Source organism: Winogradskyella sp. MH6 (assembly GCF_022810765.1).
GTDB lineage: Bacteria > Bacteroidota > Bacteroidia > Flavobacteriales > Flavobacteriaceae > Winogradskyella.
Window position 1 is genome coordinate 2,116,371 of sequence record NZ_CP094494.1, and the last position, 12,109, is coordinate 2,128,479.

Annotated in this window: 11 protein-coding genes and 1 tRNA gene; 6 read left to right on the top strand and 6 right to left on the bottom strand. The window is 33.4% G+C overall.

Annotated features, from left to right (window positions below; translation table 11 throughout):
• Positions 1 to 144: 144 nt before the first annotated feature.
• Together MST30_RS09475 and MST30_RS09480 are read right to left on the bottom strand one after the other, a co-directional pair.
• Positions 145 to 1,662, bottom strand: coding sequence for an OmpP1/FadL family transporter (locus MST30_RS09475; RefSeq protein ID WP_243471169.1), 1,518 nt, complete (start codon positions 1,660 to 1,662; stop codon positions 145 to 147).
• 32 nt (positions 1,663 to 1,694) lie between these two features.
• Positions 1,695 to 2,837 (bottom strand): DUF5320 domain-containing protein, encoded by a 1,143-nt coding sequence (locus tag MST30_RS09480; RefSeq protein WP_243471170.1) that lies wholly within the window; start codon positions 2,835 to 2,837, stop codon positions 1,695 to 1,697.
• 74 nt (positions 2,838 to 2,911) lie between these two features.
• Between MST30_RS09480 and proS the strand changes: the two genes are divergently transcribed.
• The 3 genes from proS to rpsT all read left to right on the top strand — a co-directional run bounded on the left by proS (position 2,912) and on the right by rpsT (position 4,847).
• Complete coding sequence (gene proS, locus MST30_RS09485; protein ID WP_243471171.1) at positions 2,912 to 4,390, top strand: proline--tRNA ligase; 1,479 nt, start codon at positions 2,912 to 2,914, stop codon at positions 4,388 to 4,390.
• A 109-nt stretch (positions 4,391 to 4,499) separates the two neighbouring features.
• A tRNA-Glu gene (locus tag MST30_RS09490) sits at positions 4,500 to 4,571 on the top strand.
• A 24-nt stretch (positions 4,572 to 4,595) separates the two neighbouring features.
• Positions 4,596 to 4,847 (top strand): 30S ribosomal protein S20, encoded by a 252-nt coding sequence (gene rpsT / locus MST30_RS09495; RefSeq protein ID WP_243471172.1) that lies wholly within the window; start codon positions 4,596 to 4,598, stop codon positions 4,845 to 4,847.
• Positions 4,848 to 4,995: 148 nt separating this feature from the next.
• Here rpsT and rho read toward each other — a convergent pair whose 3' ends face one another.
• Positions 4,996 to 6,621, bottom strand: coding sequence for a transcription termination factor Rho (rho, locus tag MST30_RS09500; protein ID WP_243471173.1), 1,626 nt, complete (start codon positions 6,619 to 6,621; stop codon positions 4,996 to 4,998).
• 216 nt (positions 6,622 to 6,837) lie between these two features.
• On the opposite strand from rho, the gene MST30_RS09505 reads away from it, so the two are divergent.
• Complete coding sequence (locus tag MST30_RS09505) at positions 6,838 to 7,248, top strand: DUF4293 domain-containing protein (protein WP_243471174.1); 411 nt, start codon at positions 6,838 to 6,840, stop codon at positions 7,246 to 7,248.
• A 63-nt stretch (positions 7,249 to 7,311) separates the two neighbouring features.
• On the opposite strand, the gene MST30_RS09510 is transcribed toward MST30_RS09505, so the two are convergent.
• Positions 7,312 to 7,803 (bottom strand): metallophosphoesterase family protein, encoded by a 492-nt coding sequence (locus MST30_RS09510; protein ID WP_243471175.1) that lies wholly within the window; start codon positions 7,801 to 7,803, stop codon positions 7,312 to 7,314.
• Between the two features lie 74 nt (positions 7,804 to 7,877).
• Here MST30_RS09510 and truA point away from each other — a divergent pair, with 74 nt between their 5' ends.
• Together truA and MST30_RS09520 are read left to right on the top strand one after the other, a co-directional pair.
• Entirely contained in the window at positions 7,878 to 8,624 is a 747-nt protein-coding gene (gene truA, locus MST30_RS09515) for a tRNA pseudouridine(38-40) synthase TruA (protein WP_243471176.1), read from the top strand.
• 30 nt (positions 8,625 to 8,654) lie between these two features.
• Positions 8,655 to 10,427 (top strand): ABC transporter ATP-binding protein, encoded by a 1,773-nt coding sequence (locus MST30_RS09520; RefSeq protein ID WP_243471177.1) that lies wholly within the window; start codon positions 8,655 to 8,657, stop codon positions 10,425 to 10,427.
• Between the two features lie 92 nt (positions 10,428 to 10,519).
• Here MST30_RS09520 and MST30_RS09525 read toward each other — a convergent pair whose 3' ends face one another.
• Together MST30_RS09525 and cdaA are read right to left on the bottom strand one after the other, a co-directional pair.
• Complete coding sequence (locus MST30_RS09525; protein ID WP_243471178.1) at positions 10,520 to 11,308, bottom strand: DUF3667 domain-containing protein; 789 nt, start codon at positions 11,306 to 11,308, stop codon at positions 10,520 to 10,522.
• A 3-nt stretch (positions 11,309 to 11,311) separates the two neighbouring features.
• Entirely contained in the window at positions 11,312 to 12,094 is a 783-nt protein-coding gene (gene cdaA, locus MST30_RS09530) for a diadenylate cyclase CdaA (protein WP_243471179.1), read from the bottom strand.
• Positions 12,095 to 12,109 lie beyond the last annotated feature (15 nt).

Genomic DNA, 12,109 nt, shown 5'->3' on the forward strand with positions numbered 1-12,109 from the left:
AATGAATACGCTTTGTATTTTTATGTTCAATCGAAATGTACTGCTTGCAAAAGAAAATAGATATATAAAAAAACACTCATTAGTTATTAACTAATGAGTATCCATCTTACCCTAAAAAGAGTGTAGTACTTTTGTAAAGTGTGTTTATATTTTAAATCCAAGAGTTAGGATTACATCTGTAAATTTGGATTGAAATTCTGCTGAATCAGTAAGTCCAACATTATAAAGTTGGTAATTTGTATCTCGCTCAGCTTGACTAAAAGCTAAATCAAGATTTAGGTTTCCGAAGTTATAACCAAGGCCAAGGGAGTATCCAGTTAAGTCACCATAGAAAGTATCATCTTTATAAGGACTTTCTTCAAAACGATAACCTCCTCTAAAGCTTAATTGTTTGTATCTGTATTCTCCTCCAATTCTATAAGAATTTGCTGTATCTAAAGTGTTACTGATATTATTATTTAAAGCAGAAAAATAAATGTCTGAAGAAGGTCTAAACTTGGCTCCACTATAATCCTTAATAGAATAATCAAAACTTAGTAACCCTTGCTTTCCAAAAACATAAGCTAAACTTCCTGTAAGTTTCGAAGGTGTTTGCAATTTATATTCAGGGTAGATATTAATAACATTAGGGTTAACAACTATGTTACCTTCAGTAGTGCTTGTTGTAGCTAAATATTGAGATGTTTCTTCAGATATTCTGAACCATGTAGGAGAGTTGTAAGATAGTCCAACTCTAAACTCTTCGGTAACTTTTGCAATTCCACCCAATTGAAAAGAAAAACCACTTCCGGTAGTTAAAAGATTATTTTCAAAATCAACACTAGTAATAGTAGAGTTTGCGTTTGAGTTAATTTCACTCAAAAATGTGCTTCTTTCATAATTAATGAAATGTGCATTTAGATTAATTCCTAAAAATATCTTGTCTTCATAGCTGCTAGCTAAATTAAAGGCTAATTTTCCGTTATAACCTCTACTGGCATAATAATATTCTTGGTCAAAATCAGTTCCGTTAAGATCTATGTTAGAAATGTAAGCAGTATTGTCATCAGTATTATTAACAGGATCTATTATAAAACCTTCATAACCTAAAAAGGCTTGTTGATTTTCAAAACCATAAAAAGACCCTATTTCGGAGTAGGCCTGAGATATTGTCTCTCCAGAGAATGCGGAAATTTCATCTAATCGTTTACCTTGAGCATTCAAAAGAAAATAGCTTCCTATCGAGTTATTAGGGTTTACTCCACTAGCTACCCAATCATCATCAAAGTCTGCAGATCTATCATAGGCAACACCTAATGTAAATTTTTTCCAAGGTGAACTTTCATCTCTGTTTACAAAAACAAAAGTAGCACCAAGTTGATTTAAATCGAAATTAGAATTTGAAGACGTCGTAAATCTATTGAAATAATTGATATCATCATTTTTACTAAAAAATCCAATAGAAGCAGATGCATGACTATTGTTAAAAATTGCAGAACCTGCAGGATTTATATTCACGGCAGACATATCGCCACCAAGTGCACCAAAGGCGCCACTCATTGCTCTAAAACGAGCTGTTCCTTGAATTTCATCCATAGAATAACGAACAGCGTCTGATATATCTTGTGCTAAGATATAAGATGAACTCGCTAAGCCTATGCATAACATAAGTAATTTTTTCATAAGTAATTTTTTATTAAAAAAGGTTAAGCTAATTATCCTCTACCGCGTCTGCTAGTACTGCTTCCACTAGATCGTGATCCACTAGAAGATCTAGAGCTACTTGATGAACGCACGCTACCAGAAGATCTAGATGATGAACTACCAGATGATCTAACAGAACCTGAAGATCTTGTACTCCTAGTCGATCTTATAGAGCCAGATGATGATCTTGAGCTTCTCGAAGATCTGACAGAACCAGAAGAAGATCTGTTGCTTCTTGTGGATCTTATAGTTCCTGATGATCTACTAGTGCCAGGTCTAGTAATTCTGGTGTTTGATGACCTAGACGAAGAGCTTCTGAGTGTACCGTTTCTTGAGGTACGAATTGCTGAGTTTGATCTACTTGCACTTGAACCAGTTGCACTACGAGACAATCTACTTGTAGAATAATTTCTTCTTGATAATGCTGATGTGTTTCTGCTAGTGCGATTTAGATAACTATTGTTGAGCATTGAGCCTCTTCTTCCTGCATTGTATGCATAACTATTAGGTCTGTAGTAGTTGTTCCAACCCCAATTGTTATAGCCATAACCCCAACCAGGAGCCCAGCCCCAATTGTTCCAGCCATAGCCCCAACCGGCATTCCAGCCCCAGTTATTCCAACCGTAGCCCCAGCTATAATTCCATCTCCAGCTATTCCATCCCCAAGGTCTTCCCCAACCCCAGTTATTCCAGCCGTAACCCCAACCAGCATTCCAAAGCCATGGATCATTCCATCCATACCAACCATTATCTATGATGTTGATGGTAATACTTTCGTTGTTTTGGCCCCAACCACCATATACAGGTCTTTCTTCAATAGTGTCTTGAGCTTTTTCTAAGTAATTGCCTTCATAGGAATCTATATCTGTAAATATCTCGCTGTTTTCCTTGGCTGCTTCTATCTGGGCAGAAGTTTCAGCGAAATAATTTTTATAATATTCAGAATTGTTTGTGGATGTTGTTACCACAGGTTGTTCAACATCTGTAGTGTTATAATCTTCAGATGAGTAAATACCGTCATCATCGTAACCTGCATATTGAAAAGAACCACATGAAGTTAACACGGACATTAAACCGAGTGCAACAAAAAATGGCAATTTGCGTTTAGTAATGGTTTTAAATTGCATATCTCTTATTATTTTATTGTTGAACATAGCAAAAATAGTTAGTTTTGCGCAACTATTCTTTTATTTAACATAGTCACAATATTTGTGCCAAAACATTGAAAATGAGTAAAAATCTTACTACTAGAGCTGAAGATTATTCTAAATGGTATAATGAATTGGTTGTAAAAGCTGATTTGGCCGAAAATTCTGCCGTTCGTGGATGTATGGTTATTAAGCCATATGGTTATGCAATATGGGAAATGATGCAGGCAGAACTAGATAGAATGTTTAAAGAAACAGGCCACCAAAATGCTTATTTTCCACTTTTTGTACCAAAGAGTTTGTTTGAAGCAGAAGAGAAAAATGCAGAAGGTTTTGCAAAAGAGTGTGCGGTTGTAACACATTATAGGTTACAATCAGATCCAGATAATGAAGGTAAGCTTAGAGTAGATCCTAATGCCAAGCTAGAGGAAGAGCTTGTCGTGAGACCAACTAGTGAAGCAATCATCTGGAATACTTATAAAGGATGGATTCAAAGTTATAGAGATTTACCGATTTTAGTAAATCAATGGGCTAATGTTGTACGCTGGGAAATGAGAACACGATTGTTTCTTAGAACTGCTGAGTTTTTATGGCAAGAAGGCCACACAGCACATGCAACAAAAGAAGAAGCGATAGCAGAGACAGTGCAAATGAATAATGTCTACGCTCAATTTGCTGAGAATTTTATGGCTATTCCTGTAGTACAAGGTGTAAAAACAGAGAGTGAACGTTTTGCAGGAGCTGTTGACACCTATTGTATTGAAGCTTTAATGCAAGATGGAAAAGCTTTGCAAGCGGGTACATCACATTTTTTAGGCCAGAATTTTGCTGAAGCATTTGATGTAAAATTCACTAATAAGGAAGGCAAACAAGATTATGTTTGGGCAACATCTTGGGGAGTTTCTACAAGATTAATGGGAGCATTAATTATGACACATAGTGATGATAAAGGACTGGTTTTACCACCAAATTTAGCTCCTTATCAAGTGGTTATTGTTCCTATTTATAAGAATGATGAACAGTTTGATGCTATTAAAAAAGTAGCAGATCAAATAACAGACGATTTAAAAGAATTAAATATTAGAGTAAAGTTTGATGGTAGAGATACGTTGCGTCCTGGTGCTAAATTTGCTCAGCACGAATTACAAGGTGTGCCATTAAGAATTGCGATAGGACCTAAAGATCTTGAAAACGGAACTGTAGAATTAGCGCGTAGAGATACTTTTACTAAGGAGACTGTAGTACTAGACAGAATTAATGTTGTAGTTGAAGATTTGCTTGAAGAAATACAAAAGAGTTTATTTGACAAAGCTTTAAACTTTAGAGATTCTCACATTACAGAAGTTGATGATTTTGAAGAATTTAAAAAGGTATTAGAGACAAAAACAGGCTTTATTTCTGCACATTGGGATGGAACAGCTGAAACTGAGCAAAAAATAAAAGAGCTAACAAAAGCAACGATTAGATGTATTCCTTTAGATAATAAAAAAGAAGCGGGAAGGTGTGTGTTTACTGGCAATCCGTCAAATCAACGTGTGCTTTTTGCAAAGGCGTATTAAAATTTTTTCAAAAAAAATAAATTTGTTGTTGCAACATTTAAAAATAGTTGTATTTTTGCATCCGCAATGGAAACATTGTTGGTTCATTAAAGAATGATAATAACCAAATGGCCCGTTCGTCTATCGGCTAGGACGCCAGGTTTTCATCCTGGTAAGAGGGGTTCGATTCCCCTACGGGCTACAATTTTTAATAAGAAAAAATAAAATGGCAAATCATAAGTCAGCTTTAAAAAGAATTAGAAGTAACGAAAAGAAAAGAGTGCTTAACAGATATCAGCACAAGACTACTCGTAATGCTATAAAAAAATTACGTGAAGTTAGTGATGCTAAAGAAGCACAAACAATGTTGCCATCTGTTATTAGCATGATTGATAAACTAGCTAAGAAGAATATTATTCATACAAACAAAGCTGGTAACTTAAAGTCTCAGTTAACTAAACATGTTGCTGCGTTATAATCGTAGAAACTACTAAGAATATTTAAAAGGCTTTCGATATTTCGAAAGCCTTTTTTATTTTCTATAGGATTCATTTTATGCTTAAACATAAAAAAGCCTTGAAATTTTATTTCAAGGCTTTTTACATTATAATTCTACGATTTTTTCCTTATCCATTCATAGAGATTAGGAACTCTTCATTGTTTCTAGTTTGTTTAAAGCGATCATTTATAAATTCCATAGCTTCAACCGGATTCATATCTGCAAGATATTTACGCATTACCCACATTCTTTGAATGGTGTTATCGTCTAATAATAAATCATCTCGTCTTGTACTAGATGATGTAAGATCTATTGCAGGGAAAATACGACGGTTAGAAATCTTACGGTCTAACTGTAATTCCATATTACCAGTACCTTTAAACTCTTCAAAGATTACTTCATCCATTTTAGAACCAGTTTCTGTAAGTGCTGTGGCTATAATAGTTAAAGAACCTCCATTTTCAATATTACGAGCCGCACCAAAGAAACGTTTTGGTCTATGTAAAGCATTTGCATCAACACCACCAGATAAAATTTTACCAGAAGCAGGTTGAACTGTATTGTATGCTCTTGCTAAACGTGTAATAGAGTCTAATAAGATTACGACATCATGTCCACACTCTACTAATCGTTTAGCTTTTTCTAAAACAATATCTGCAATTTTTACGTGTTCGTGAGCTTCCTTATCAAAAGTAGAGGCAATAACTTCACCACGTACATTACGTTGCATATCTGTTACTTCTTCAGGTCTTTCATCGATAAGTAAAATCATTTGATATACTTCAGGATGATTAGCAGCTATAGCATTAGCCACATCCTTAAGTAACATGGTTTTACCCGTTTTTGGTTGCGATACAATCATACCACGTTGCCCTTTTCCTATTGGAGAAAACAAATCCATTATTCTTGTAGAAATAGTGCTTTGTTTTTCTGCAATATTAAATTTCTCTTTAGGGAAAAGAGGAGTTAAATGTTCAAAAGCAACACGATCTCTTACTACATTAGGATCTTGACCATTGATTTTACTTACCTTAATAAGAGGGAAATATTTTTCACCTTCTTTAGGTGGTCTTACATGACCAAGAACAGTGTCCCCTTTTTTAAGTCCGAATAATCTTATCTGAGATTGCGATACATAAATATCATCAGGAGAAGTTAAGTAGTTATAGTCAGAAGATCTTAAAAACCCATAACCATCTTGCATAATATCTAAGACTCCTTCACTTTCAATAATAGCATCAAACTCAAAATCTGGCTCACGATAACGGTTTCTGTTATCCTTGTTGCCATTGTTTTTCTGATTGTTATTATTGTTATTTCGATTTTGTCTATTATCGTTTTTCTGATTGTTGTTGTTAGAACGTCTGTTGTCTTCCTTACGATCGTTAGACTTATTGTCTTGACGTTGCTGATTTTGCTTGTCGTTGTTAGACTTATTCGATTTTTGTTCTTTTGGCTTAGCGTCTTCTTTCTTATCTGAAAACTCCAAAGATTTTTGATCGTTATTTTCCTTTGGGTTTCTTTGTACTCTAGCTCTTTTTTGTTGAAGCTTATTTTGCTTTTGCTCTGGTTTTTGGTTAGAGTCTGTTTCAACCTTTGCTTTTACTGCTTCCGGATTTGCAGCTTGATAATCTAAGATTTGATATACCAAGTCTAGCTTTTTTAGTGAGCGATACTTAGGTACATTTAGTTGTTTAGCTATATCCTGTAACTCAGGAAGCTTTTTAGCTTTTAACTGTGAAATTTCAAACATTCGTATGTTATATAATGTATTACAATTTGATATTATTAATTCAATATTTTCTAAATGAAATAAAAAGAAAAAAAGTGAAATTAATTTGGAAGATAGAATGATGCAACTCAGTATATTGCCACATTCTATTGCAATAATACAATTTTATTTTAAAACAATTTCTATCTTTTTAAAAAATAAACTACTAATTTTGCCGAGCAATTTTTAATTGAAGATATGATTCAGCGCATACAAACACTTTATTTATTTTTATCTGTAGTTATTTCTGCAGGACTAATATTTGTGTTTCATCTGTGGACTAACACTGAAGATGTGAAAGTTTTTGCAACAGATAATTATTTGTATTTGGGCTTGTTTTTAGCGTCTGCTTTGTTATCTTTAATTTCGATTTTTAGTTTTAAAAATAGAAAGTCTCAATTTGTAATGGGACGAGTTAATATAATATTAAACTTTATTTTACTAGGAATCTTTGTATATCAATCTCTAAATATATCTGGAGAAACGAATGTTTCTGAGAAAGGTATTGGGATTCTTCTTCCTATTTTTTCTATTGTGTGTTTAGTCTTGGCAAACAAGGCTATTAAGAAGGATGAAGATCTCGTAAAATCTGTAGATAGATTACGATAGAACCTAAAATCTTAGTAGTATTAGTGCGAAAAACCCAGACGCTGCCGTCTGGGTTTTTCATTTTTACCTGTCAAATTCTATAACTTCTAAGTCTCTTATTTGTTTACCATCAATATTAAAGCGCAACATTGTTCTTTTATGATGAAATCCATGTTTACCAACAGCACCAGGATTCATGTGTATGAGGTTTAATTTTTTATCTGGAATTACTTTTAAAATGTGAGAGTGGCCACAAATAAATAAATCTGGTGGATTATTCTGAAGTGTTTCTCTAATCCGACCATTGTATTTGGGTGGATAACCACCAATGTGTGTTATCCAAACATCAACATCTTCGCATTTAAAACGCAAGTTTAACGGAAACTCTGCTCTAGCTTTTGTGTCATCAATGTTGCCATAAACAGCTTTTAGTGGCTTATGTTTGCTTATTTCATCAGTTACTTTTAAGTCTCCAATGTCACCAGCATGCCAAACTTCATCGGCTTGCTTTACATATTTAATAATAGTATCGTCAATGTAACTGTGGGTGTCTGATAAGAGAAGTATCTTTTGCATTAAGATAATATTGTGATTTTAACTAACGATTCTATGTATCTTTGTGACTTTAAAAAGCAAAAATAGCCAATCTTTTGAGATATTTTTTAGAGTTATCATATAATGGTAAAGCCTATCATGGTTGGCAAAATCAACCAAACGCTATTTCGGTACAAGAAGTTTTAGAGAAAGCCTTAAGTACTATTTTAAAAGAAACTATAGAGATTGTTGGAGCAGGTAGGACAGATGCAGGTGTGCATGCGTCGCAGATGTTTGCGCATTTTGATTTTGAAGGAGACTTTAAAGAAGAAGATCTTACTTATAAGTTGAATTCTTTTTTACCAAAAGATATTGCAATACAAGCAATTTTTAAAGTAACCAATGAGGCGCACGCTAGATTTGATGCTTTAAGTAGGACATACCATTACAGAGTCTCGATATTAAAAAATGTATTTGATTACGATTATGCTTATCAAATGCATTTACCTTTAGATGTTGACGCAATGAATGATGCTTGTAGGATTTTATTTGAGTATAAAGATTTTCAATGCTTTTCTAAGAGTAAGACCGATGTAAAAACGTATAATTGTGATATTATGGAAGCGTTTTGGATACAAAATGATAATGAACTTTTGTTTACCATTAAGGCTAATCGTTTTTTAAGAAATATGGTAAGAGCTGTTGTTGGTACAATGGTAAATATAGGATTAGGTAAACTAAATTCGGATGATTTACATCAAATAATTGCATCTAAAGATAGAGGTGAGGCTGGTTTTTCAGTTCCGGCACATGGCTTATATTTGGTAAATATTGAGTATCCTGAGACTATAAAATTGAATTAAAATAGATACTGAAAACACGTTCAGTACAAGATGGCAGAAAAAAATAAAAAGAAAATATTCGACACAACGCTTTTTAAGCGATTACTGCATTACATAAAACCATACAAAACTGTTTTTGTTATTTCTTTGGTTTGTGTTATTGGTTTGGCTCTTTTTGGAGCGTTGAGACCATACGTGCTAAAAGAAGCTATAGATGTAAAAATAGCCAATAAAGAATACGGTGGTTTTTTGTTTTACATGGGTATTATGTTGGCGTTGCTCATACTAGAGGTTGTATCGCAATTACTGTTTATCTACTATGCAAGTTGGCTTGGTCAGTCAGTGGTTAAAGATATACGTGTTAAACTTTTTAAACATATTTTAAAGTTTAAAATGACTTATTTTGATAAGTCTTCTGTTGGTGTTTTAATTACCAGAGCAGTAACAGATATGGAGCGTATTGCCGATATTTTTGGGCAAGGTTTGTTCATGATTTTTAGTGATATTTTAAAAATGCTGGTTGTGGCAATTTTTATGGCATTTATCAACTTAAAATTAGGCTTAATCGTTTTTGCAACCATGCCAATTATTATTGTTGCTACTAAGATTTTTCAAAAGTATATGAAACGCGCTTTTGAAGATGTACGTACCGAAGTGTCTAACCTTAATTCTTTTGTGCAAGAACGTGTCACTGGAATGAAAATTCTACAATTATTTACACGCGAAGCAACTGAGTACAAAAAGTTTAAAGCTATAAATGAGCGCCATAAAAAAGGATGGTTAAAAACCGTTTGGTATAACTCTATTTTTTTTCCGGTTGCAGAGACTGTATCGTCGCTTACTATGGCTTTAGTGATATTGGCAGGCGGTTTTACTGCTCTAAGTGACAATGCAACCACAACTTTAGGTGATCTCATTTCGTTTACCATGTTTATCCCAATGCTGTTTAGACCATTATATCAAATTGCGAATAAGTTCAATACGTTGCAAATGGGAATGGTTGCCGCAGACCGTGTGTTTAGAGTTTTAGATACCACCTCTAATATTGATGACTTAGGTACAATTGAAGCTAATCATTTTAAAGGCGAAATTGAATTTGATAATGTAAGATTCTCTTACGTGAAAGATGAAGAAGTGCTAAGAGGAGTTTCGTTTAATGTTGAAGCTGGTGAAACCGTTGCTATTGTTGGAGCTACAGGTGCAGGAAAATCAACGATTATAAATTTATTAAATCGTTTTTATGAAATAGATTCTGGTCATATTAGAATTGATGGAACCGACATTAAAGATATGACCTTAAGTTCCTTACGAAACCAAATAGCAGTTGTATTGCAAGATGTGTTTTTGTTTGCAGATACTATTCTCAATAACATTACACTTAATAACGAATACATTACAGAAGACGATGTTATTACTGCAGCAAAAGCTATAGGAATACACGATTTTATAACAAGCCTTCCTGGAGGTTACCATTATAACGTAAAAGAACGTGGAGTTATGCTGTCTTCTGGTCAGCGTCAGTTAATTTCTTTTTTAAGAGCTTATGTGACTAATCCAAGTATTTTAATTCTAGATGAAGCTACGTCGTCTGTAGATTCTCATTCTGAGCAATTAATACAGGATGCTACAGATACTATTACAAAAGGTAGAACATCTATTGTTATTGCACATAGATTGGCAACTATTCAACAAGCAGATAAAATTATAGTTATGGATGCTGGGCAGATTGTTGAAATGGGTACGCACAAATCTTTACTTAAGAAGAAAGATGGTTATTACAAAAATCTTTACGAAGTACAGTTTTTAAAGGCTGAAGCGGTTTAATTAATAGAGGCTTTTAATATTCTTTAGCTTAATTAACCTTTGCCTTTATATCTAAATTGACGAAATAATGCCAGATAACTGAGCTGGTTAAACTATTTATTAGCAAGAGTTATCACAACCAAAACAATTGCGATTAATACAAATAAAAGTATTAATAGGGTCATATATATAACCAAGGTTAGAATAAACTTAGCTAAAGTGTTCAAAAAACTTTCCTTAAAAACGCGCTTAAGTACATAAAATAAGAAAAGAAAAGTCGGTAATGTAAGTATCGTTGAAACGATTAAATAGTTTAAACCAAGCAATAAAAATAGAATACTAAAAACAGCTGTGATAATTATAATCTGGGCAGAATAATACAGATTTAAAATAAGGTGTTCGGTATAATTGTATTTTCGCTCTCCACTGATATAGTAAGACAGCCATGAACCAACCGCAGACAGTGGTACGGTTAAAATATAAACTAATCCTTGATATTTTGTAAACATGTCATACATAACATTACCATAAGGATTGTTTTCTTTATTGGCTATGCTTTGCATATTTCCTGATAATTCAGAGCTAAATTCAAAAGCTTCTTTAAAAAAAGTAGTCATTAAAAATACCTGAATCCCAGCTAAGGTTAAAGAAACTGCGAAGTATTGCAGGACATCAATATACTTTTTTCTGGTTCCATTGATATAACTTATAATTACATCTTCTGGTTTTTTAAAAAGGTCAATAAATGTTTTGAAAAATTTGTTGTCTATAGATAAAAACTGTTCATTTACTTGATTAGCTATAACTTTTGGTGTTAAACGATTTTGAATCACTTTTGCACCACATTCATCACAATATTTTTGTGTGTCCTCTAGAGCTTTATTGCAATTTTTACAGTTCATCAATTAGTTTAAGTCTTCTTTAATCTTTTTTACAAGATCATCAGTATCTTTAAACATTGCAAATTCACCATTCTTAATGTATGAAATTTGTCCAGTTTCTTCACTTACAGCAATGGCAAGTGCATCTGTTTTTTCTGTAATGCCAATGGCAGCTCTGTGTCGCAGTCCAAAACGTTCAGGTATGTGCTTTTCATTGTTTACAGGTAGAATTACACGCGTCGCTTTAACTACATTCTTATCTATAATTATAGCGCCATCGTGCAACGGACTATTTTTAAAAAAGATGCTTTCTATAATCGGTTGCGAAACTAAGATGTTAGTGTCATCACCAGTATTGGTTAAGAAGTCGAGATTGTTGTTGCGCTCAATTACGATTAACGCACCAGTATTTGTAGCTCCCATTCTGTTACAAGCATTAATGATGGCTTCAACATCGGTAGAGGTTTGGTCATCGTTTTTTAGGAATTTAAAATTTTTGAAAATTCCCTTTTTACCACCAATATTAGTGGAGCCAACAAGCAATAAAAACTTTCTTATTTCAGGTTGAAAGACCACAATAAGTGCAATAATACCTACCTTCATAAAACCATCAAAAATGCTGTAGAGCATCTGCATTTTTAAGTAGTCTGTAAGACGCCAGGCAAAATAAATGATAAGAATACCAATAAAAATATTGATAGCCACAGTACCTTTTACAAGTTTGTAGATGTAATAGAGTAGAATAGCCACAAGGAAAACATCTACAAAGTCTATAAATCTAAATTCCCAAAGTTGTAAGTTTTCCAAGGTTTGTGCTTTTTG